Origin of the sequence: Pseudoalteromonas shioyasakiensis (assembly GCF_019134595.1) — a bacterium.
Taxonomy (GTDB): domain Bacteria; phylum Pseudomonadota; class Gammaproteobacteria; order Enterobacterales; family Alteromonadaceae; genus Pseudoalteromonas; species Pseudoalteromonas shioyasakiensis_A.
The window spans coordinates 2,984,591-3,006,853 of the sequence record NZ_CP077770.1; the positions used below are offsets into that span (position 1 = coordinate 2,984,591).

The following is a 22,263-nucleotide window of genomic DNA, read 5'->3' on the forward strand; positions in this document are numbered from 1 at the left end:
TCTATTATGCTTTATAGCCCACTTGGTCGAAGTGGTATTGATGTATCTCGTGTCTGCTTAGGTAGCATGACATGGGGGATGCAAAACAACCAAGCCGATGCCGATGAACAAATCGCCTATGCATTAGATAAAGGCGTTAATTTTATTGATACCGCCGAAATGTATGCCGTTCCACCTTCTCCAGACACCTACGGTAAGACAGAAGAAATCATTGGTAATTGGTTAGCGCGTAATAAAGACAAACGCGATGATCTTGTCATTGCCACTAAAATTGCGGGTAACGGCTTACCTTGGGTACGCGATGGAGGCGATATTACTCGCCAAGCGGTGGTTGAAGCCGTTGATGCATCTCTTAAGCGCTTACAAACTGAGGTTATCGATTTATACCAGTTACATTGGCCTAACCGTACATCACCGCACTTTGGTAAACAATGGCCAGGTAAAGTGTGCTTCTCAGAGGCTGACACTGATCAAAATATCGCGGGTATGTTAGATATTCTTGAAGGGCTGAATGACTGTATCAAGGCTGGTAAAATTAAGCACTGTGGTTTATCAGACGATACACCTTGGGGCATCAGCCAGTACTTACGCTTAAGTGAACAGCATAACCTTCCGCGTATGGTATCGATTCAAAACGAATTTAGTCTACTGCACGCCAAAGATTGGCCGTATTTGATTGAACAATGTATTCATGAAGATATTGCTTACCTACCTTGGTCACCACTAGGTGGCGGCATGCTAAGTGGTAAGTACTTAAATGGTGCTCGCCCTGAAGGTAGTCGTTGGACGCTAGTGCAACGTAATGGCCTATTTAGAGACACAGCACAATCACGCGCTGCGATTGCTGAATATGTTGAAATTGCTAACGCCTTTAATTTAACACCTTCACAACTCGCGCTTGCTTGGTGCGACCAAGTAGATGGTGTGAGTTCAACGATTATTGGTGCAACATCAATGACACAGTTAAAAGAAAATGTCGATGCTTTCTCAGTGCAATTAAGCGATGAAGCCAACGATAAAATCGCTGACGTATTTACCCGCTATCCGATGCCTTTCTAAGCAATTATTTGCATTATTATAAGCCTGTTACCTGACAGGCTTATTAATACTAATTTATTGTTTTTCTGTTTCACCTACAGGTTTATCCATACTTTAGTGTATAGTTGCTCATAGCATTTAACTTTGTAGGTAGTTGATGAGTAGATACGTAAAGCAAGTATTATGCGTGGTTGCAGGGATGTTGCTAGCCCCGATTACTCATGCCTCTGAAAAGCTCTCTATTACTTGGCTTGAAACTGATAACAAACCTTTCTTTCTTGATAAATCAGAGCAATATCCTTTTGGTGGCTTATGTAACAATATAACCGACCAGTTGATTGAAGCTATGCCAAACTTTAAGCACCAAAAATCACTATTACCACCAAAACGTTTGAGCAAATATCTCGACGAAGGACACCTTGCCTGCTATGCCTGTATGATCCATCGAGATAAAAAAACTAACCGTGCAACTTACTCAGTTCCAACCACAGTGTACCCACCGTTTAGCGTATTAAGTATTGAAGAAAAGGCGCTAAAGATTAAGCAAAAACACGGTAATCCAGTGTCATTAATCTCATTATTGACTGATGCAAATTTTATGTTTGGGCAAAATGATGCGCGTAAATTTGGCAGTAAGCTTGATACTATAGCGAAAAATACCAAGCTCTATGAAAGTGCAGCATTAAGTGGCACCGGCAGCCATGCAAACCAAGCGCTACTATCGCAGTTAGAGCATGGCTACATTGATTACACCATTGATTACCCATTTGTAGCTGATTATTACAACCAACAACACCAAAAGAATATTCAAAAGCTTACTATTGTTAACCCAGCCCAGAATGTGGTTTTTGGTGCCATAGGCTGCTCGACAAGCGCACCTAATAATTATGCCGAAAAAGTGCTAGCAGAAATTAATGAAGCACTGAAAAACAAGGTATTACCAAGTGAGAGATACCAGCAAAGCCAACGAGTTTGGCTCAAACAAAGCTTTCCTGAGTTTTCATCGTATTATCAGCGCTACATTTTAGACCCGCTTAAAGAGCCTGCCATTGATGAGATAACAACGTCTGCTGACCATCCATAAGTGTTACCGAAAAGGTTGAATTAGCGACTACCTTCCCTACTCCTTCAGGCGTGCCTGTCATAATGATGTCGCCATCTTCTAGGTCCATAAATTCACTGATTTCAACTAAGATTTGCTCTGCGTTATGAAGCATTAGCTTTGTATCGCCTAGTTGAATGTCTTTACCATCAATCTTTAGACTAAATAGATAGTGTAAGTTGGAATTAACAGCAACAAACTCAGTAAAAAGCGCTGAACCATTAAATGCTTTTGCACGCTCCCAAGGTAGGCCTTTTTCTTTAAGAGAGCTTTGTAGGCCTCGCTTAGTTAAATCAAGCCCAAGCCCAACCGCTGCCAGCTGCTTGTTTTTAACTAAAAAACAAAGCTCTGTTTCGTAATGTAAAGTCTCACCTAAGTGTTCACTATTGAGAGAATCGGTGATAGCACTATTTGGTTTTGCAAACAGCACCATATTTGTAGGCGTTTCGTTATTTAGCTCTGCAATATGCGCTGCATAATTACGGCCAACACAAATGATTTTACTAGGTAAAAACGTTTTATCTGCAAATCTAACCTTATGCATTATTCCTCCGTTAAGTAATTTATACCAAATAATGGCCTTTACATAAAAAAGGCTAACAGATGCGACAGCACCTGTTAGCCATGAGGAACATTAAGGGAGAAAAAAGTTAGTTGCAAGAAATAGCAGTATCGTTTTTCTTCGAGGTTGTCACATTCAATTTAGCAATCGATACGTGCCATGCACCTTCAGTGGCTAGCTGCCAAGGTGAGAACACTTGTCCAAGTTGCACACCTTGCTCTGCAAAGCAGCTCAAATCAATTGTCAGGGTTTGCCAATCATTTGCAGCTTTAACCTGCTTGCTAATATCAAATTGGCCGTCACAGTTTTCACCGCATTGCATACCCAGCATTAACGGCGCATCAGCAACTTGGTCTACCTTTATTTGCATTTCTAACTGCCCCGCTTTTTCAACATATGAACGAAGATCCGACGGGAACGCCGCCATTAATCTAACCGCAGCCGCTTCTTTACCATTAAAGCTGATTGCACGCGCATCTTCTTGCACGTCTTTATCAAAAGTTTTTACACTAACAGCGTTAAGTGCTGCACGACTACTAGTCATGGCTTGGAGCTCAGAACCACTTTGCAACTGTAGTGACCATGGTGCTTTTACGGCACGCTCAAATAGTACTAAGTCTTCTAATTTAGCGGCAACTTGTGATTTTTCGCTTAAGTCATCTGCTAATGTATTTTTATCTTGGTAAGTTAAACCAAAACCATAAGGCAGCAGTGGCGCGTAATCTTTATCGCCACGGTTTTGGTTACCTACTGGGTTATTTGGCCATGAGAAAGACAACTTACCTTTAAAGTCATGATTGATAGAGCCATCTTGCTTTTTAAAGATAACATCGCTGATTGCATCACCTTCACTACCTGGTAACCAAGTTGCGACAAAGGCATCACTGGCATTGAGCTCAGCATTCACCCACATTGGGCGGCCACTAATAAATAGCGACACTACAGGAATACCGGCATCTTTTAGCTTTTTAAGCAGGGCTAAATCAGTTTTATTACCGCGTTGGTATTCAAGGTTATCTAAATCACCATTACCTTCTGCATACGGTTGCTCACCAAACACCACAATCGCAACATCTGGCTTAGCTTCAAACTCGCCATCCACACTGTATTGAACCTGACCACCGGCTTGCTCAACCGTATTTTTTATCCCATCAAAAATTGAAGAACCACCCGGAAAGTCACTATTTTCGTTACCTGTGCCTTGCCATGTGATTGTCCAACCACCTGACTGCATACCAATGTTATCAGCGCCCTGACCGGCAACTAATACGTTTGAATTTGCTGATAGCGGTAACAACTGTTGTTTATTTTTCAGAAGAACCAGTGATTCACGCACTGCCTGTTTTGCAACTGCGCGATGCTCCGCACTGCCAATGATCTCTGTTTTACCAGAAAGCGGACGCTTAGCAGGGCTTGGCTTATCAAACAAACCTGCGCGCATTTTCACACGTAAGATACGTGTTACTGCATCATCGATGCGGCTTTGTGCAATTTCGCCACTTTTAACTTGCTTAATAAGGTTTTCGTAAAGAGGTTTCCATGCATCTGTCGGTACCATGTACACATCAAGACCGGCATTTGCTGCTTGCGCACAGTTGCCATTAGTACAACCCGGAATTTGACCGTGGCCGTTCCAGTCACCAACAACAAAACCATCAAAGCCCATTTTGCCTTTTAGTACGTCGGTAAGTAGGTATTTACTACCGTGAATTTTTTCACCATTCCAGCTATTAAATGATGCCATTACAGTTTGTGCGCCAGCACCTAAGCCGCCCACATACCCTTGCGCATGAATATCAAATAACTCTTGCTCAGATGCCGTGTTATTACCTTGGTCATCACCGCCTTCTGTTCCGCCATCACCTAAAAAGTGTTTAACCGTACTGATCACACGCTTATCAGATAAAAAGTCGTCATCAACCGCACCTTGCAACCCTTTAACAATGGCTGCCGAATATGCTTTCACAATTTCAGGGTCTTCAGAGTAGCCTTCATAAGTACGGCCCCAACGGTCGTCACGAACAACTGCGACTGTTGGTGCGAACACCCAATCGATGCCTGTTACCATCACTTCTTGCGCGGTAGCGGCTGCAATTTTTTCGATTAACTCAGGGTTGTTTGTTGCCCCTAAACCAATGTTATGTGGGAAGAGCGTTGCACCAATAACGTTATTGTGACCATGCACAGCATCGGTGCCCCACATAGTCGGAATTGAGCTGCCATCGAGCGAGTCATCAATTGAGGCTTGATACATTTTTTCAGCAAGATCAATCCAATCTGCGGCACTGGCATGCTTATCATTATTTGGGAATGCGCCACCGCCATTGAGGTAAGAACCAAAGCCGTATTTGCGCATATCTTCAACGGTAATATCGCGAATTTCTGGTTGGATCATTTGCGCAATTTTTTGCTCAAGGGTCATATTTGCCAGCATTTTCGCAATTTTTGCTTCCATTTCTGGATTTGCAGCAATGCCCGTTTCGATGTTTGGCCAAATTTCTTGCTCAGCGCCCACGGTTGCCACCTTATCTTGCCCAGTGCAAGCTGTCATGCTGGCGCCTGCCATCATTAACGAGAAGAGTGTGAATGTTTTTTTCAATTTCATTTTTACACCTATGAAGATTGCTGAGTCTGAGTCGATACTTTTGAGCCAACCAGCGCAAAGTAAGTAATGTATAAATAACATGCGATAGGTAAAAACAACGCCATTTGCACGCCAATAGAATCCGCTAATACGCCTTGTAGTAATGGAATAATCGCACCACCTACAATCGCTAAACATAAAATGCCTGAGCCTTTAGAGGTGTACTTACCAAGGCCATGTAGAGCAAGGCTGAAAATCGTTGGGAACATAATCGAGTTACATAAACCCACTAGTAAAATTGCCCACATAGCCAGGCTACCCTCACCTGTCATGGCAATAATTACAAGCAATACAGCTAATAAGCCATGGCACGCTAGTACCTTACCGGCATTAAATTTCTGCATTACCACTGCGCCAATAAAACGGCCAACCATGGCTCCTGCAAAATAGTAGCTAATATAATGCGCAGCTTCATTTTCAGGTAAACCAGCAATGTTATCTAGGGTCAAAAAGCCGACCAAGAAGCTGCCAATCGCCACCTCTGCGCCTACATACACAAAAATACCTACAGCACCTAGAATTAGGTGGCGGTAACGCCAAACACTGCCTAAATCAACAAAGTCTTCTAGGTCTTGGTGCGCCGCTTCGCTATCACTTTCTTTGCCTAGTTTTGGCAGTTTTAAAAATGCAAAGATAACTGCAAGTACCAATAAACTTAACGATAACATTAAATAAGGAAGCTTTACTTCTTCTGCAGTGGCTTGACTAACTTCTGATAAAATCAACCAACCACCAAAAATTGGCGCGACTGTTGTTCCTAATGAGTTAAATGCTTGTGTCATGGTCAAACGTGAAGACGCTGTTTTTTGTGGGCCAAGAACACTTACATAAGGGTTTGCAGATACTTGTAAAATCGTGATGCCAGAGGCCAGTACAAACAAAGCCAGTAAAAATAACTCATACACATGAGCAACCGCAGCTGGGTAAAACAGCGCACAACCAATGGCTGCTACCACTAAGCCGACAACAATACCAAACTGGTAACCAATACGACTGACCAACTTACCTGCCGGGATCGACATCACAAAATACGCACCAAAGAAGCAAAACTGTATGAGCATAGCCTGCGTATAGTTAAGTGAAAACATGTCTTTTAAGTAAGGGATTAATATGTCATTGAGACAAGTGATGAACCCCCACATAAAAAATAATGTGGTCAATGATGCCAGCGCAAAGTGCTGCTTTGGCATATCTGCTTGGCCTGCTGCAGCCGAAACAGGAGTTGATACATGAGCCATAATTTTCTTCTCTAGTTAATTATATTTATCAGTTTGTTACAGCAAACCCTGGTACTTAATCACTAACAACAAATAGCGAAAAATGTTGCAACATTAAATGTAAGCGCTTACATTTATAACATATAAATCATATTTAGCAATTTATTTGCAGAAAAAATGTAAGCGCTTACAGCCGAGTCAAAGCTCTAAATATTCAAGCCTTACACTAACCCGAAGGACGAGTATTAACTGTGTATAAATCAATTTCACTGTTACCAGATTCGGCTTTGCTCAAGCCAGAATTCACTTTTGGGGTGGCAACAGCCTCATTTCAGATTGAAGGGGCACGCGATAAACGCCTCGATTGTATTTGGGATACATTTTGCGAAGAGCCTGGCACCATTGCAGATAACAGCCATGGCGATGTAGCTTGTGATCATGTTGCACGCTGGCAGCAAGATATCGAGATGATTACAGATTTGGCTGTCGATGCTTACCGCTTATCTATTTCTTGGCCGAGAGTCATGCAGCAAGATGGCTCGGTTAACGAGCAAGGTATAGCGTTTTACGCTCAGCTATTATCGGCGTTAAAAGCACGTAATATTAAGACCTATGTCACCTTATATCACTGGGATTTACCTCAATACCTTGAAGATAATGGCGGTTGGTTAAATCGCGAAACGGCCTATAAATTTAAAGACTATGCCGAACTTGTAACTCAACATTTAGGCCATTTAGTTGATTCATTCGCCACCTTGAACGAGCCATTTTGTAGTGCCTACTTAGGTTATGAAGTGGGTGTACATGCACCAGGTATAAAATCGCAACAAGCTGGCCGACAAGCTGCGCACCACTTATTGCTTGCCCATGGTCTTGCTATGCAAGTATTACGTAAAAACTGCCCAGACACAGAAGCAGGTATCGTATTAAACTTCAGCCCGACCTACCCTTTAACCGCCGATGATAAAAAAGCCGCTGAGCTTGCTGATCAATACCACAACCAATGGTATATCAAAGCGGTTTTAGAAGGCGCTTATCCATCTTTATTTAATGATTTAGCTGATGAAGTTAAGCCAACTATTATTGCTGGCGATATGGCAATTATTAGTCAAGCCGTCGACTTTATTGGCGTTAACTACTATACCCGCATACACTACAAAAATACCGCTGATAACTGGTTTGAAGAAGCAAGCCTAACGGATGTACGTGTTACCGATATGGGCTGGGAAGTTTACCCACAAGGCTTAACTGAGCTTTTGGTATCATTGCACCAGCAATATGACTTACCAAAAATGTACATCACCGAAAATGGCGCAGCCATGGCCGACACACTAGAAAACGGTGAAGTGAACGACATCGAGCGGGTAGATTATTATCATACTCACTTAAATGCAGTGTGTGATGCAATTAGAAAAGGCGTCGATATTCAAGGCTACTTTGCGTGGAGCTTAATGGACAACTTTGAATGGGCGTATGGCTACGAAAAGCGCTTTGGGTTAGTTTATATTGACTACCAAAGCCAACAACGCATTTTAAAAGAAAGCGCAAAACAATATCGCGCGCTGCTCAAACAGCGATAAAAATAACAACAATCGAGAACACACATGCTGACAAAAAGAGAAAAAATAGCCTACGGATTAGGCGATACAGCAAGTAATATCATCTTTCAAACGGTGATGTTATTTTTAACTTTTTTCTATACTGATATCTTTGGTATTTCACCCGCGATTGTTGGCACCTTGTTTTTGGTGGTGAGAGTCGTTGATGCAATTACCGACCCATTAATGGGAGCCTTAACCGATTCAACCCGCACTAGGTGGGGAAGCTATCGCCCCTACTTACTCTGGCTTGCTTTACCATTTGGGGTGATCAGCATGATCACCTTCACCACACCAGACCTGCCTGAGTCAGGCAAAGTCATTTACGCGTTTGTCACTTACACTTTGCTAATGCTGGTTTACACCGCGATTAATATTCCTTACTCAGCGTTAGGTGGGGTATTAAGTGGCGACCCTAAAGAGCGAGTATCCATTCAATCTTACCGCTTTGTGTTTGGTATGCTGGGCGGCTTAATTGTCAGTGCCTGTACTTTGCCTTTGGTAAATTGGCTTGGCAAAGGTGATAACGCAACGGGCTACCAACTCACTATGGCTTTAATGAGTGGCTTTGGGGTGATCTTGTTTTTGATCTGTTTTCGCTTTACCAAAGAGCGCGTAGCAGCTCATAACAACTCATCGTTGAGCTGGAAAACCCGCATGAACACGTTATGGCAAAATGGCCCATTCAAAGTGCTGTGCTTTGCTGCATTTATGCTGTTAACCAGCATGGTACTTCGCACTACCCTTGCCATTTACTATGTAAAATATGTACTTGGTGAAGCAGAGCTGGTCACCTATTTTGTTACCATCGGCATGATAGGTAATATTCTTGGCTGTGCCTGTGCAAACCCACTCAGCAAACGCGTTGATAAGAAAACCGCCTATATTCGGTTGCAATATATCTCAGCGGCAATTAGTTGCGTGGCATTTTGGTTGCCGGGCGAACAACTAATACTTGCCTTTGCCGTATACTTTTTATGGTGTTTCTTCACGCAAATGGCAACCCCGCTATTATGGGCAAAAATGGCCGACACCATAGATTACGGGCAGTGGAAAACCGGTGAAAGACTCACAGGCCTAGTCTACGCAAGCGTGGTCTTTTTTATTAAACTTGGTCTTGCCCTTGGCGGTGCCATTGCTGGCTGGTTACTGGCATTTTATGGCTATGAAGCCAATACAGAACTAAGCGAACATACGCTTTCAGGTATCTTAATTTCGTTTACCCTTTACCCAGCAATAGGTAGTATGCTTGTCGCATTTATCATGAAAAGGTATATTCTGGATAACCAAACGGTTGAGCAGATCAGTGCCGATTTATCGTTAAAGCAGCATCCATAACTTTGTTTAGAAAGGAATAACATGGCCACCATTTACGAGGTGTCGAAACTTGCAGGTGTTTCTCTTGCAACCGTTTCACGAGTAATGAACAACAACGCAAATGTCAGTGATGCAACTCGTAAAAAGGTCACTGCCGCAATGGATGAGCTTGGCTATAGACCTAACTCAATTGCTCAATCATTGGCATCAAATTGCTCGAACAGTGTTGGCCTACTGGTCTCTGAATTACAAGGTCCGTTTTACGGGCCAATGATGAGTGGCATTGAAAATACCTTTCGTAACCAAGGCAAGCATTTGATTATTGCCGCGGGTCACAGTGATGAAGAGCGTGAAAAGCAAGGAATTGAGTTTTTAATTAGCCGTAACTGCGATGGCCTTATTTTACATGTTGAAGCGGTCAGCGACGATTACCTTATAAAACTCAGTAAAGGCCGTACGCCGTTTGTATTGATCAACCGCTATATCAGCGAACTCAGTGACCGCTGTATTTTGCTTAACAATATTAAAGGTGGTTACTTAGCTGCTAAGCATGTGTTAGAACAAGGTCATAAAGAAATTGCCTACATCAGCGGACCGCTATGGAAACGAGATGCTAAAGACCGCTTAGAAGGTCATAAACAGGCTCTTGCTGAGTTTAATATTGAGTTTGATGAAAACCTATTATTCCAAGGTGATTTCATGGAAGCGAGTGGTTATGAAGGTTTAAAAGCACTTCATCAACAAACGCATCCATTCACAGCACTCATCTGTGCCAATGATGAAATGGCAGTGGGTGCCATGGCAAGCGCGCGTGATTTAGGGTTAACTTTACCTAAGCAATTGTCGATTATGGGTTACGATAACGTATTTTTCACCCGTCACGTATACCCGCAATTGAGCACGATTAATTATCCCATAAATGAAATGGGTCGTATGGCAGCGGACTGGGTGTTAAATCATGTTTATCAAAAACAAACCCCACCTCTACAAACGCTATTTGAACCAGAACTGATAGTTAGGCATTCAATTAGCCGCCAATCAGCTCAGATAACAAGCCAAGGTTAATAGGCTTTAATAACACTTGTTCAATCTCAAGTTGTTCAATTTTTTCTGGCTCTGGCTCTGCGCCACTAACGATGACTAGATTTAAGTCAGGGTGGCGCTGTTTTATCTCATGGGCTAAATCAAGCCCTTCGCCATCGGGCAAGTGCATGTCGAGTAACACTTTAGCAAAGTTTTGATCATCACTCAGTGTCGCAAGACACGCTGCACAACTTGGTGCTATAACAGTTTCAACACCTAAACTTTCCAGCAGTAATTGAGTGATTTGCGCCGCATCACTGTCGTCTTCAACCAGTAAATAGCGCGTGCTTTGTAATGTCATTTCAGGGCTGTCGTCTTGCTCAACCACAGGTGCAGTATTGCCTTCGCAAATATAATGATTGAGCACTTGGTAAAGCAATCCAGAATCAACCGGCTTGGCAATCATATCGTTAAAACCAAGCGCGCTTAACTCAGTTTTCACCCCTTTCATGGTAGCGGCAGTGAGTGCGATAATTGGTCCTGAATAACCCATTTTACGTAGCTCTATAGTGGCCTCTTTACCGCCCATAACCGGCATATGCAAATCAATAAATACAATATCAAAAGGCTTACCCGCTTGCTCTGTACTGGCTACTTTTTCAATCGCTTGTTTACCATTTTCAGCATACTCAACTTCTGCGCCGGTACTGGTGATCATATGGCCAACAAGATTACGTAAATCTTTTAGGTCGTCGACTACTAACACTCGCCCACTTGTTTTAAGAGTTGCTAGTTTTTGCTGACAATCGGGGTTTGAATCAAAACTCAGCACTTGGCGTTCAATATCTCGAATATTGCCAGGGTAAATCGAAAGGGTAAATTCAGAGCCCACCCCTTGCGTTGATTCAAGTTCAATAGAGCCTTGCATACGGCTAAGTAGCTCTGAACAAATAGCAAGACCAAGCCCTGCTCCACCGACATCTCGTGATTCTACATCAGCAATTTGTTCAAATGGTTTAAAAATCAGTGCTTGTTTTTCGGCTGGAATACCAAGGCCAGTGTCTTTAATGCTAAAAAACAGCATTTCTCGTTCATTAACCCAAGCAGTCCAAGCACGCACTGTGATCTCGCCTTGGTTGGTAAACTTGATTGCGTTGTTTATGATGTTAATTAGGATTTGGCGTAACCGCGTAGCATCGGTGTTTATTACTAAAGGCAAAGCTTGCTGTGACTCAAATTTAAGCGATAAACCTTTATCAAGCGCTGAAACGTGCATTAAGGTATAAACGTCAGCCATTAAGCTATCTAGGTTGACATCACTGCAGTTTAGCTCAAGTTTATCGGCAGCAATTTTTGATAGGTCGAGCACATCATTAAGCAAACTCAGTAAGTGTTTACCATTTCGGTAAATCACACCCAACTCATTTTGAGCGTGCTGGTTCTTACCGCTTTGCATCAGTAACTCGGTGTAACCCAAGATAGATGATAGTGGTGTGCGTAACTCATGGCTTAAATGAGCCAAAAAGCGGTCTTTAGAGCGGTTTTCAGCTTCTGCTTTTAAACGCTCAACACGCTCATCTTCAACATCTCGGCGAGCTAAAGCGTAGCGTATAGCACGGGCAAAGCGGCTAGAGTTCATCTCGCTTTTAACCAGATAATCAACCGCACCGGCATCGAGCGCTGCAGAATCTAAGGCTTCATCTGATTGCCCGGTTAGCATGATAATCGGGCCGCGAAAGCCATTTGCCACAGCCCGTTTTAGTACTTCGAGACCATCTGATGCACCTAAGCGATAATCTAACAAACAAATATCATGTTTGTTTTCGCTAAGCACACTAATGGCCTGTTCAGGGCAACTTAACCACTCAACATCGAATGTATGGGAACCTAATTGGTCTAGGTAGTCGCAAGTAAGAATATAATCGTCTTCGTCGTCTTCTACTAAGAGTAATCGGGTTACCTTATCTAACATTCTTGTTCCTTATACCAGTTTGCTTAATTAAGTATTATTGCTAATTGGTATTAATCGTTCTGTGATGTTGGCAGCTCTACAAACTCTACCCAGTATTTTCCTAATGTTTGCATTAACTCAACTAAACCTTCAAAAGTAACCGGTTTAGTGATGTATGATGCAGCGCCTAAATCGTAACCTTTAACCATATCTTCTTCTTGTTTTGATGTGGTTAAAATCACAACCGGAATCCCCTTTAAGTTAGGGTTGGCTTTGATGGCTTGTAATGCTTCTCGGCCATCCATACGCGGCATATTTAAATCGAGTAAAATCAAGCCCGGACGAGGCGAGTTTTCTTTTTCACTAAATTTGCCTTTACGCTCAAGGTATTCAAGCAGCTCTACACCGTCTTCAACAAAAAATAGTTCGTTCAGTACACGGCTTTCGGCCAATGCATCTTGGGTTAATAAACGATCATCTTCGTCGTCATCAGCCATTAAAATGGTAATTGGTTTAACTTTATTAAGTGGCATTACGCCTCTCCTTGTAATGTGAAAAGCGATGCTTCCACGGGTAATTTAATAGTGAAGCTTGCACCCTCACCAACGCGACTGCTTGCGGTTATTTCTCCGCCATGACGCTCAACAATACGACGACAAACCGATAAGCCTATGCCAGTGCCTTTATATTGAGAACGACCATGCAGTCGCTGAAACGGAACAAATATTTTTTCAAGATACTCTTCAGAAAAGCCGATGCCGTTATCTGAAATGGTAATAACTTCCCACTCCACATCGCTATTATGATTTTCGCTAAATTCTGACGTTCGCTGGTATGTAATATCAATCACAGGCGCAACATTCTCCTGTCTAAACTTCACTGCATTAGAAAGAATATTTAAGAACAATTGCAGCATTTGGCTTGGATCGGCTTGAATATGCGGTAAAGTATCAAGATTAACTGTGGTTTCAGATTCTTTTATCGCAATTTCAAGATCATCAAGAACTTCCGCAACAACTTCATTTAAATCAGTATCAGTAAAATCTTTACCACGGGTGGTTACGCGTGAGAATTCAAGCAGATCATTGATTAAATTAGACATACGCTGCGCCGCATTTTTCATCCGGCTAATATAGTCGATGCCTTTTTCACCAAGCTCATCTTTAAACATCTTTTCAAGCCGGTCACTGAAAGCTTGGATCTTACGCAGTGGCTCTTGCAAATCATGACTTGCAACAAAAGCAAAGTCTTCAAGCTCTCTGTTTGAGCGGCTTAGCTCATCTGAATAGATAGTTAGCTCTTGCGTGCGCTCTGCAACCTTTGCCGCTAGGTTCTCGTTTTGGTTTTCAAGTTCAGCTCTGTACTTAGCTTGGTTACGTAAGTTGATACGAGTTAATACAAACATACCTATAATCAATAAGGTACTGGTCATAGCCGTAATAGCAAATGTTAGCTTAGCATCATCTTTGATTTGCGAGAGCTTCGCGAACTGCTCTATCTTAAAATTAAGCTCTCGCATTTGTATTTCATCAACTGCTTCACGGATTTCTTTATATAGATCTCGACCTTGGTCTGTTAGTAACAAGCGGCGAGCTTTAACGTCTTTATTCGCCAAAGCCAGGTCAGTTGTTTTAGTCATTACCGCCACTTTGTCGTTTACTAAATGTATTAAACGAGCAATGCGGTCTGCTTGCCCTTCAATTTCTGAATGCAAGCTTTTCACAAGCATAATCTGCGCTTGCATTGACGCAATTGCATCATTGTAAGGCAGTAAATAATCCTCACGGTCACTAAGTAAATAACCACGCTGACCTGACTCCGCTTGCACTACAGATAAGTGCAGTCGCTCTATCGCAGTATTAAGTGAATTGGTGTTATCGAGGCTATTTTGCGTTTCTGTCAATGACCGGATGCTATCAAGGGCTAAAAACGCATTAGCCACCACAATACATAGCACCACAGCTATAAAGCCAGCCCAATTGACCGCTATCTTTCCTTTTTGTTTTTGCATTTACTTCCTAATCTATGAGTGCTTAATCAGCTGTGTGAGTGTCACTTATTTCTTGCAAATGCTCACTACACTGCTGACAATTAGCTATTATTTTATTTAATGCCTCTAATGCTTTTTGTATTGGCATATCATTTTCTAATACGAGCTTAACTAACTCTGCATTCATTGAAATACGGTTCAGCGGCGCACGGGCATCGTGCACCATTTTTCGTAAAGACTCGTTATTATTCATAGCTATCCTTTTATTTGTAGTCGCCAATGCCTCCATAAGCATTTAAACGGTTATAAAGTGTTTTAGTACTGATCCCCAGCATTTGTGCTGCAATAGTCTTATTACCTTGTACTTTATCTAAAGTAGCGTGGATCAATTCTTTTTCAACTTCTTCAATGGTTTGCCCAGCAACAACTTGGTTTGCTTGGCTCTCTTTATTCACTTTAGAAAATGGCGACTCTAGCGATTCAGGTAAAGTAATAGCAGTGCCTTTAGGGTCACTCATAATAAAGGCGCGGTGAATGGCGTGACGCAGTTCACGCACGTTACCTGGCCAATCATGGGCTTCAAGCTCTTTAATTTGCGCCGTTTGCCATTTAAAGTCGGTGCCGTTTTCTTCATTTAGCTGCTCTAAAAAGGCATTTGCAAGCAGTGGAATATCTTCTTTTCGCTCACGAAGTGGTGGAATATCAATAGGGAATACTGCTAAACGAAAGTAAATGTCTTCACGGATAACATTGTTTTGCGCAAGGTCGGTCAAGGTGCGGTTGGTTGCAGAAATAACACGGCAATTTACTGCTTGCTCTTTTGTGCCACCCACTCGGGTTACTTTTTTGCTTTCAAGTACACGTAGTAAGTTTGGCTGCATATCAATTGGCATTTCAGTCACTTCATCTAAAAACAAAGTACCACCAGCAGCTTGTTCAAACACACCCTCTTTACGCGCAATAGCCCCTGTAAACGCGCCCTTTTCATGACCAAACAATTCGCTACCGATCAGCTCTTTTGAAAATGCACCACAGTTGGTTGCCACTAACGGACCATCACACTCAGTCGCATTGTGTATCGCCTGCGCCACTACTTCTTTACCGGCACCACTTTCACCCATCAACATTACATTGGCAGAAGTGGCCGCAACACGTTCAATCATAGTGTAAAGCTTTTGCATCACCTCAGATTCACCTATCAGGGTGCCAAAGTGGCGTTTTATTGCTGGCGTTGATTTTTTCTTAGGGGTCGCTTTTTTCGGGTTGAGTACACGCTCAATGTCTTCGCGTTGCAGTGGTTTGACTAGGTGGCCTACATTAGGCTCACACATTTCCGCCAGCTTACCTTTTACTGAAGGGTGCCCTGAAATTAACGTAACACGAGGCGATTGACCGATTGCTTTTAAATGCTCTAGTAAATGCAGACCGCTGCCATCTGGCAGCATGAAATCTAAAAAGACATGATCAAACGTATTGTTTTCAAACCATTGCTCCGCTTCAGCAAGGTTAGCTGCGGTATTTATATTGTGCCCGAGGAACTCAACTATGTGACAAACTACATCGCTAAATTCACTGTCATCATCGACTAAAAGTACGTTTAACATATTCATTCTCTAAGCTTTTTCTATCATTCTACGCAAAGTTTTTTCGAAAATAAAACTAAACAGGATAGATACCTAAATAGTTCTTAATTCCAGTTATATTACCTTATTAGTTTCAATTTGGGGTAAGTATAATGAATTAAATTCGGAAAAAAGGTTATTATGGCGAGTTCAATATTAAGCCAAGCTGTACTTGCATTAATTTAGAGTTGTAATTCCATGAAGTTATTAAGAAAAGTAATTCACCCAAGTTTAAGTAATGACTATGGTACGGTGTTCATTCGTCACACTGCCCGCGCCATTGTTTTAAAAGATGAACAAATACTACTTTATATACCGCCCGTTATGATGACTACAGCCTACCTGGCGGTGGCGTTGATGAAGGCGAAAGCATTGAGCAAGGACTCCTGCGAGAGTTACATGAAGAAACGGGTGCACTACAAATTCAAATAAAGCAGCCATTAGGATTATACGAAGAAATCAGGCCTTGGTATAAAGACGACTTTGATTGTGTTCATATCAAGTCCTATTGCTACTTCTGTGAAATTAGCGATGAATTTGCAGATCCTAAAATGGAGCATTACGAAGTGCAAAATGGCATGCACCCTAAGTGGGTGAATATTTTTGATGCCATCGCACACAACGAAACCACCATGGCAATGAGTGAAAAACAGGGCCTATCGATTCAGCGCGAAACCTTTTTATTAAAGCTCATTGTTGACACTATTTAAGTTACTTTACATTACTTTACGCAACCATCAGATATTGTGGCAGTCTATATTTATAGTTAAAACCAATTATGAGAGTAAACCATGAGTAAAGTAGCCCCCCTTTCAAAGCCAACCATCCTTTTACATTGGACCGTTGCCATTTTGTTTATCGGCGTATTCGCGATGGGCATTTATGTTGCTGATTTTGCCGAGCCACCCGCTAAATTTACTTATATGGGTTGGCATAAATCAATGGGCTTAGTGGTATTGTTTTTTGCCATCGCAAGGCTTATTTGGCGTATTAAAGAAGGTGCATTACCCGCGACATCTGCAATGCCTAAATGGCAAACAGCGATTGCCCACCTCACTCATGGCTTATTATTACTTGCAACTCTAGCTATGCCGTTATCTGGTTTTATCATGAGCTATACGGGTGGTCGTGCAATTAGCTTCTTTGAGTTTGAATTATTAAGCGCACCAGAGAAAACACCTTGGCTTGCTGATGCAGGCAGCTTTGTGCATCACAGTTCAGTGCTTATCATTGTGGTGATTTTAGCCTTACACATTGCCGCAGCACTTAAACACCAGTTTGTTGACAAAGATGGCATGCTGAGCCGCATGCTAGGTAAGTCTTAAATCAAATTTAAGCGGGCTTAGGGTGAGCATAAAAGCGCCATAAGCCCACTAAGTTACTTATTAAAAAAACCGTTTCCATAAGCACTGCCAATGGTGAAAAAACCAAGATGTTATGGACTATCCAACCAATCGTGCCAACAATCATCAGTATGCGTAAGGTAAAATCTTTGCCTTGGAATGAAGCATAAGTTTGCAGTAACGTTGCCGACAGCGCGATAAAGCTAACCCAGCTTTGCCAAGTAAATAGTACTGCGCTAATACTCAAAAGCATAAAAGCTATCATCACCCAGGTTTTGCGGGCAAAAATACAATAGCCATAACGTAGTGCTGCAATCAGCATTAAACATGCAGCGCTGAAGTTATCGAGCAGCATAAAGTGCACAGATGTCAGTAAAACCGAGCTAAATAAACAAGCTAAAATTGCTTGCCTTTGTTTAAACTGAAATGAAGCTAAATCGAGTAATGTTGCAATGGCAACTAAGCACTGAGATAAAATAAACATAACGACTCCTGAAAAATCAGCAGTGTAATATTCACTATTTTGCTGCGCCTTAACTTAAGTTAAGACGCCGTCTAATTCGCGATAAAGAAATCGCAGAGATCCCTAAATACATTGCAACCTCGTTTAAACTCAGTTGTTCAAGCCAATGCGGCTTTTGTTCTAGTAAATATTGATAACGCTGCTCAGGGGTATTGAGTAATAAAAACGCTTCTTTTGCTTCTTTAAACAATAATTGCTGACTAATTAGTTTATGTTTTATTGCTTGCCAGTCGGTACTATCAAATAAAGCCAAAGGCACCTTAATAAGCTCAGCATCACGTATTACTTTAAGCTGGTAAAGCGCTGGGGTTTTGGTTAACCAGTTACCGTAGAGCAGTGCAAATTCATCTTGAAAATAGAACTCTTTACACTTTTGCGTGCCTTGCGATGATGCATGTAACGCCCCAAGCACCCCAGATATAATTAAGTAACCTGCATCTTGTTCGTCGCCTTGCTGTAATAAAACATCACCTTTAGCGTAACGCCTTATAGCGTATTGCCCTGCAAGCTTGTTACGAAATTCACAGGCTAGCTGATGATAACTATCACCGAGTGGAAGTAACTGGGTATCAGTCAAGATTGCCAACCTTGCATTAGTAGTTCAGTAATTTGCTGGGCGTTAACTCCTTCTCGAACCACAAAGCGCTCACCACACCAAAGAGGAGAAAAACCACTGTCGCCTTTAGCCTCTGCTTTTAAGCGTAATGCCGTCATCGCAATCGACGCATACGGAAAAGGCGGCGCTTGCTCTGGCATCGCGCCTAACTCTTGCATCACTCGATTGCTAACTCCTCGTGCTGGGCGGCCAGAGAATAAGGTCGTCAATTCAGTTGAATTTGTCTCAGCCGTTTTTAATACTTCACGATGTAAAGCACTTGTTGTGGCTTCTTCACAGAGTAAGTAAGCGCTCCCCACTTGGACTGCTGCTACACCTAATGCTTGGTACTGAGCTACATCTTCTGCTGTGCAAATTCCACCCGCTGCAATAACCGGTATTTCAAGCTCAACACACTCTCGCACTAATTGCACAGTGGTTGATTGCAGCGATAAATCCATCGATAAAAAATGGCCGCGGTGGCCGCCTGCTTCAATCCCTTGTGCAATAACCGCATCGGCACCATTTGCTTGTAACCAGCGCGCTTCATCTAATGTTGTAGCTGATGAAAGAACCGCTCCGCCCCACGCTTTAATCTGAGAAACAATCTCTTTACTTGGCAGACCGAAGTGAAAACTCACAACAGCGGGCTTATAAGGCGCGATAATATCTATCACTTTTTGATTAATTGGCTGGCGTGAAGCGTTACGGGTAAATTGTGAGGCATCGACAGCAAACTCATCAAAATAAGGCTCAAGCACATTATGCCAAGCAGTTTGTTGAGCCAGTGTATAGCCAGATGTTTGATGGCAAAAGAAATTAAGGTTGTACGGCTTGTCCGTATGCTGACTAATGTAATCAAGCTCTGAGACAAGCTGCTCAGCCGAGAGCATAGCGCAAGGTAACGAGCCAAGCCCCCCTGCCTCACACACAGCCACTGTCAGCTTGGCATTTTGCACACCCGCCATCGGCGCTTGAATAATCGCAAGTTCGGTATTTAACACAGAATTTGTCATTACATATTCCTTGTAAGTTTTGCAGCCTGTTGCAGTTTTTACAGAAAAAGAGTACCTAGTTAAAATCAAAATAAAATAAAAACCAATTAAATCAGACAGCTAGTTCAGCAAAAAAATAGGTATTAGCCTTGCAAACCTTTTCCTACAATTTTGTAAGGAGATAATGATGACTGATACTGTTACTACAATCAATCCAGCCAATGAGCAAACCTTAAATACGTATAATTTATTGTCATTGCAACAAGCACAGAGTGAAGTTGACCAATGTCATCAAGCTTTTTTAAAGTGGCGCACCACATCCCATGAGCAGCGCGCTAAATTACTCAATCAACTTGCACAAGTGATAGAGTCAAATCAGCAAGAATTAGCCCAGTTGATGACCGATGAAATGGGTAAGATATATCAACAAGGCCTACAAGAAGTTGAACTTTGCGCTGCAATTTGTCGCTATACCGCAGAGCAAGGGCCAAAAGTGCTTGCTGATGAAAGCCGTGATATGCAAGACGGTCGTGCAATTATTAGCTACCAACCAATCGGTGTCGTTTTAGGTATCCAACCTTGGAACTTCCCGCTTTATCAAGTTATTCGCTATGCTTGCGCGAATATCATGGCGGGTAATACCACGGTGCTAAAACATGCTGGCAATGTATTTGGCATGGCCGAAAAAATTGAGCAATTATTTACTCAAGCAGGCTTTGATGACTATTGCTTTAAAAACTTATTAATTGACGGCAAAACCGCAAGCAAACTTATTGAGCACTCAGCTATTCGAGGTGTGACATTTACTGGTAGCGACGAAACAGGCAAAAAAGTTGCTGAGCTTGCAGGTAAACATGTTAAGAAAACCGTACTTGAACTTGGCAGTAACGATGCCTATGTTGTACTTGATGATGCTGACTTAAATACCGCGATTACCGCATGTACACAAGGGCGCTTGATCAATAACGGGCAAACCTGTGTTGCAGCAAAACGCTTTATTGTTGTTGATGCTTTATACGATGATTTTAAAGCCTTAATTAAAGAGCAATTTGAACAAGTTGTTCTTGGTGATCCTAATGATGAAAAAACCACGCTCGGTCCAATGGCCCGTAAAGATTTACGCGATAAACTTCATCAGCAAGTGACTGATTCAGTAAATGCAGGTGCGAGCATTGTTACCGGCGGTAAAGTTGCTGAGCACACAGGCTTTTATTACACCCCGACTCTGCTTGAAAACATTAAACCGGGCATGCCCGCCTATGATGATGAATTATTTGGCCCTGTAGCATCGCTTATCAGGGCAAAAGATAATGATGAGGCTATGCAAATTGCTAATGACTCTCGCTATGGTCTTGGTGGCGGTATTTTCTCAAAAGACGAACAAGCAGCCATTGAGCTTGCAAAGCACCATTTTGATACCGGCATGGTTAATATTAATGGCTATGGTCTTGCGCAGCCGAACTTACCATTTGGTGGTGTAAAAGACAGTGGCTATGGCCGTGAACACGGCGGCTTTGGGCTACGTGAATTTGTTAATATCAAAACCATTATGGTCAACGACTAACCACAAAAAAAGGGCTCATTAGAGCCCTTTTTCATATCTGATTGTCATCACTTTTCAAACATTGGTACTTGCTGCTTGGAGGCTGATGGCATTTTTAACTCATCCACTGCTTTTTCTTTATCAATCTGCTCTTGTTGTTTTTGATTGTCAGAATCGGGGTTATAAACAAGTTCAGTAAGTAGTGCAAAATGATCTGAGCCATATTTTGCCAAACGCTCAATGCGCTTAACACTAAACTCATTACTATGAAAAAGGTGATCAAGCGGCCAGCGCATAAAGAAATAACTGGCATGAAACGTATTAAAAAAGCCTCTCCCTTTACGTGGGTCTAACAAACCACTAATACGCATGAACAAGCGGGTACTACGCGACCATGCAACATCATTTAGATCACCGGCAACGATACAAGGTCGCTGTCTGTTTTTAAGTGCTTTCGCTAAGATTATCAACTCAGTATCACGGGGTCGTGAACTGTCTTCTTCTGTTGGACTCGGAGGAGCAGGGTGAATAAAGTGCCCTTGTACTTCTACACCATCTGCATCTTCAAACAAAATATGGATTGAGGGGATATCGCTTTCTATAAGCTCACAAACTTGCTGTTGTTTGATTTTAAACTTGCTGTACAAGTGCATGCCATAACGATTATCTTTTGGGCAGTACACTCGATATGGGTACTCTTGTTCTAAACTGCTCAGTTTATTTTGCCAAGTTTGATCAGACTCTAACGTAATTAGGAAATCAGGTTGATGCGTTTTAACTAAACCAATGAGTTTGTCATATTCGGTGTTCGACATCAGTACATTTGCCGACATAATACGAATACTGTGCTTATCGCTTTTATTGCTTGAGGCAACTTCTTTATTAGCTAGTCTTGTATAAGGGTAAATCCAGCCAACTTGCAATAGCAGCACTAGGATACTAGCCAAAGCACAACCAATATAAAGCGCGGAGCCCGTACGACTGATTAAATAGCTTGCAGCAATTAAACTTGCACAAGCAAGGTAAACCACTTGTAAGCGTACAAAGTCACAACTACGAATTAAGTAATGTTGGGAGTATGAGAATGGCAATAAGGTAACTATCAGTAAAGCTAATACAACCGCCCCTAAAGTAATTATCATTAACTTCCCTCGTTATGTTTTTATTATCTTACAAGTCTAGCATTTACGTCTGAACAAT

The 22,263-nt window shown here is 42.1% G+C and carries 19 protein-coding genes and 1 pseudogene; 8 read left to right on the top strand and 12 right to left on the bottom strand.

Annotated elements, in window-relative coordinates:
- Window positions 1–6 precede the first annotated feature (6 nt).
- Both KQP93_RS13885 and KQP93_RS13890 read left to right on the top strand, forming a co-directional pair.
- Window positions 7–1,059 (top strand): aldo/keto reductase, encoded by a 1,053-nt coding sequence (locus KQP93_RS13885; RefSeq protein ID WP_217874869.1) that lies wholly within the window; start codon window positions 7–9, stop codon window positions 1,057–1,059.
- A gap of 136 nt (window positions 1,060–1,195) precedes the next feature.
- Window positions 1,196–2,122 carry an ABC transporter substrate-binding protein gene (locus KQP93_RS13890; RefSeq protein WP_217874870.1) on the top strand — a complete coding sequence of 309 codons (927 nt, stop codon included), beginning with the start codon at window positions 1,196–1,198 and terminating at the stop codon, window positions 2,120–2,122.
- Here the strand turns inward: KQP93_RS13890 and KQP93_RS13895 are convergent.
- The 3 genes from KQP93_RS13895 to KQP93_RS13905 all read right to left on the bottom strand — a co-directional run bounded on the left by KQP93_RS13895 (window position 2,073) and on the right by KQP93_RS13905 (window position 6,584).
- Entirely contained in the window at window positions 2,073–2,684 is a 612-nt protein-coding gene (locus KQP93_RS13895; protein ID WP_217874871.1) for a fumarylacetoacetate hydrolase family protein, read from the bottom strand. The two genes, KQP93_RS13890 and KQP93_RS13895, sit on opposite strands and share 50 nt — an antisense overlap.
- A gap of 106 nt (window positions 2,685–2,790) precedes the next feature.
- Window positions 2,791–5,268 carry a glycoside hydrolase family 3 protein gene (locus KQP93_RS13900; RefSeq protein ID WP_440590140.1) on the bottom strand — a complete coding sequence of 826 codons (2,478 nt, stop codon included), beginning with the start codon at window positions 5,266–5,268 and terminating at the stop codon, window positions 2,791–2,793.
- Window positions 5,269–5,315: 47 nt separating this feature from the next.
- A complete protein-coding gene (locus KQP93_RS13905; protein ID WP_217874874.1) occupies window positions 5,316–6,584 on the bottom strand; it encodes a sugar MFS transporter in 1,269 nt (422 codons plus the stop codon).
- 230 nt (window positions 6,585–6,814) lie between these two features.
- On the opposite strand from KQP93_RS13905, the gene KQP93_RS13910 reads away from it, so the two are divergent.
- Genes KQP93_RS13910 through KQP93_RS13920 form a run of 3 tightly spaced genes read left to right on the top strand, consistent with a single transcriptional unit; the run spans window position 6,815 to window position 10,543 of the window.
- On the top strand, window positions 6,815–8,143 hold the full coding sequence (locus tag KQP93_RS13910; protein WP_217874875.1) for a GH1 family beta-glucosidase: 1,329 nt from the start codon (window positions 6,815–6,817) through the stop codon (window positions 8,141–8,143).
- A gap of 24 nt (window positions 8,144–8,167) precedes the next feature.
- Window positions 8,168–9,499: a glycoside-pentoside-hexuronide (GPH):cation symporter gene (locus KQP93_RS13915; RefSeq protein ID WP_217874877.1), complete on the top strand. Its 1,332-nt coding sequence runs from the start codon at window positions 8,168–8,170 to the stop codon at window positions 9,497–9,499.
- Window positions 9,500–9,520: 21 nt separating this feature from the next.
- Window positions 9,521–10,543, top strand: a complete 1,023-nt coding sequence (locus tag KQP93_RS13920) for a LacI family DNA-binding transcriptional regulator (RefSeq protein ID WP_217874879.1) — start codon at window positions 9,521–9,523, stop codon at window positions 10,541–10,543.
- On the opposite strand, the gene KQP93_RS13925 is transcribed toward KQP93_RS13920, so the two are convergent.
- The 5 genes from KQP93_RS13925 to KQP93_RS13945 are packed head-to-tail and all read right to left on the bottom strand — an operon-like array spanning window position 10,506 to window position 16,046.
- Window positions 10,506–12,473 carry a response regulator gene (locus KQP93_RS13925; RefSeq protein ID WP_217874880.1) on the bottom strand — a complete coding sequence of 656 codons (1,968 nt, stop codon included), beginning with the start codon at window positions 12,471–12,473 and terminating at the stop codon, window positions 10,506–10,508. The genes KQP93_RS13920 and KQP93_RS13925 overlap by 38 nt on opposite strands.
- A gap of 50 nt (window positions 12,474–12,523) precedes the next feature.
- A complete protein-coding gene (locus KQP93_RS13930) occupies window positions 12,524–12,985 on the bottom strand; it encodes a response regulator (protein WP_062566100.1) in 462 nt (153 codons plus the stop codon).
- Complete coding sequence (locus KQP93_RS13935) at window positions 12,985–14,463, bottom strand: sensor histidine kinase (protein ID WP_217874881.1); 1,479 nt, start codon at window positions 14,461–14,463, stop codon at window positions 12,985–12,987. Before KQP93_RS13935 ends, KQP93_RS13930 begins: the two co-directional genes overlap by 1 nt.
- Window positions 14,464–14,485: 22 nt before the next feature.
- The gene (locus KQP93_RS13940) at window positions 14,486–14,695 is read right to left on the bottom strand and encodes a histidine kinase (RefSeq protein WP_217874883.1); all 210 of its coding nucleotides are present in this window, start codon (window positions 14,693–14,695) and stop codon (window positions 14,486–14,488) included.
- Window positions 14,696–14,705: 10 nt separating this feature from the next.
- Complete coding sequence (locus KQP93_RS13945) at window positions 14,706–16,046, bottom strand: sigma-54-dependent transcriptional regulator (protein WP_217874884.1); 1,341 nt, start codon at window positions 16,044–16,046, stop codon at window positions 14,706–14,708.
- Window positions 16,047–16,262: 216 nt separating this feature from the next.
- On the opposite strand from KQP93_RS13945, the pseudogene KQP93_RS13950 reads away from it, so the two are divergent.
- Window positions 16,263–16,774: pseudogene (locus KQP93_RS13950) on the top strand (NUDIX hydrolase).
- An 81-nt stretch (window positions 16,775–16,855) separates the two neighbouring features.
- On the top strand, window positions 16,856–17,389 hold the full coding sequence (locus tag KQP93_RS13955; RefSeq protein ID WP_217874886.1) for a cytochrome b: 534 nt from the start codon (window positions 16,856–16,858) through the stop codon (window positions 17,387–17,389).
- Between the two features lie 7 nt (window positions 17,390–17,396).
- On the opposite strand, the gene KQP93_RS13960 is transcribed toward KQP93_RS13955, so the two are convergent.
- The 3 genes from KQP93_RS13960 to KQP93_RS13970 are packed head-to-tail and all read right to left on the bottom strand — an operon-like array spanning window position 17,397 to window position 19,541.
- Window positions 17,397–17,891: a YgjV family protein gene (locus tag KQP93_RS13960; RefSeq protein WP_217874888.1), complete on the bottom strand. Its 495-nt coding sequence runs from the start codon at window positions 17,889–17,891 to the stop codon at window positions 17,397–17,399.
- A 49-nt stretch (window positions 17,892–17,940) separates the two neighbouring features.
- Complete coding sequence (locus KQP93_RS13965) at window positions 17,941–18,507, bottom strand: Crp/Fnr family transcriptional regulator (protein ID WP_217874889.1); 567 nt, start codon at window positions 18,505–18,507, stop codon at window positions 17,941–17,943.
- A complete protein-coding gene (locus KQP93_RS13970) occupies window positions 18,504–19,541 on the bottom strand; it encodes an NAD(P)H-dependent flavin oxidoreductase (protein ID WP_217874891.1) in 1,038 nt (345 codons plus the stop codon). The genes KQP93_RS13965 and KQP93_RS13970 overlap by 4 nt, the downstream gene beginning before the upstream one ends.
- A gap of 166 nt (window positions 19,542–19,707) precedes the next feature.
- Here KQP93_RS13970 and KQP93_RS13975 point away from each other — a divergent pair, with 166 nt between their 5' ends.
- Window positions 19,708–21,084 carry an NAD-dependent succinate-semialdehyde dehydrogenase gene (locus KQP93_RS13975; protein WP_217874893.1) on the top strand — a complete coding sequence of 459 codons (1,377 nt, stop codon included), beginning with the start codon at window positions 19,708–19,710 and terminating at the stop codon, window positions 21,082–21,084.
- Between the two features lie 47 nt (window positions 21,085–21,131).
- Here KQP93_RS13975 and KQP93_RS13980 read toward each other — a convergent pair whose 3' ends face one another.
- Entirely contained in the window at window positions 21,132–22,205 is a 1,074-nt protein-coding gene (locus tag KQP93_RS13980; RefSeq protein WP_217874894.1) for an endonuclease/exonuclease/phosphatase family protein, read from the bottom strand.
- Window positions 22,206–22,263: the final 58 nt, after the last annotated feature.

Excerpts from the sequence above, each read along its gene's own strand:
- KQP93_RS13945 (WP_217874884.1), bottom strand. The coding sequence starts at position 16,046 with ATGTTAAACGTACTTTTAGTCGATGATGACAGTGAATTTAGCGATGTA.
- KQP93_RS13900 (WP_440590140.1), bottom strand. The coding sequence starts at position 5,268 with ATGGCAGGCGCCAGCATGACAGCTTGCACTGGGCAAGATAAGGTGGCA.
- KQP93_RS13920 (WP_217874879.1), top strand. The coding sequence starts at position 9,521 with ATGGCCACCATTTACGAGGTGTCGAAACTTGCAGGTGTTTCTCTTGCA.
- KQP93_RS13915 (WP_217874877.1), top strand. The coding sequence starts at position 8,168 with ATGCTGACAAAAAGAGAAAAAATAGCCTACGGATTAGGCGATACAGCA.
- KQP93_RS13970 (WP_217874891.1), bottom strand. The coding sequence starts at position 19,541 with ATGACAAATTCTGTGTTAAATACCGAACTTGCGATTATTCAAGCGCCG.
- KQP93_RS13905 (WP_217874874.1), bottom strand. The coding sequence starts at position 6,584 with ATGGCTCATGTATCAACTCCTGTTTCGGCTGCAGCAGGCCAAGCAGAT.
- KQP93_RS13940 (WP_217874883.1), bottom strand. The coding sequence starts at position 14,695 with ATGAATAATAACGAGTCTTTACGAAAAATGGTGCACGATGCCCGTGCG.
- KQP93_RS13975 (WP_217874893.1), top strand. The coding sequence starts at position 19,708 with ATGACTGATACTGTTACTACAATCAATCCAGCCAATGAGCAAACCTTA.
- KQP93_RS13925 (WP_217874880.1), bottom strand. The coding sequence starts at position 12,473 with ATGTTAGATAAGGTAACCCGATTACTCTTAGTAGAAGACGACGAAGAC.
- KQP93_RS13890 (WP_217874870.1), top strand. The coding sequence starts at position 1,196 with ATGAGTAGATACGTAAAGCAAGTATTATGCGTGGTTGCAGGGATGTTG.
- KQP93_RS13960 (WP_217874888.1), bottom strand. The coding sequence starts at position 17,891 with ATGTTTATTTTATCTCAGTGCTTAGTTGCCATTGCAACATTACTCGAT.
- KQP93_RS13955 (WP_217874886.1), top strand. The coding sequence starts at position 16,856 with ATGAGTAAAGTAGCCCCCCTTTCAAAGCCAACCATCCTTTTACATTGG.
- KQP93_RS13895 (WP_217874871.1), bottom strand. The coding sequence starts at position 2,684 with ATGCATAAGGTTAGATTTGCAGATAAAACGTTTTTACCTAGTAAAATC.
- KQP93_RS13930 (WP_062566100.1), bottom strand. The coding sequence starts at position 12,985 with ATGCCACTTAATAAAGTTAAACCAATTACCATTTTAATGGCTGATGAC.
- KQP93_RS13885 (WP_217874869.1), top strand. The coding sequence starts at position 7 with ATGCTTTATAGCCCACTTGGTCGAAGTGGTATTGATGTATCTCGTGTC.
- KQP93_RS13935 (WP_217874881.1), bottom strand. The coding sequence starts at position 14,463 with ATGCAAAAACAAAAAGGAAAGATAGCGGTCAATTGGGCTGGCTTTATA.
- KQP93_RS13980 (WP_217874894.1), bottom strand. The coding sequence starts at position 22,205 with ATGATAATTACTTTAGGGGCGGTTGTATTAGCTTTACTGATAGTTACC.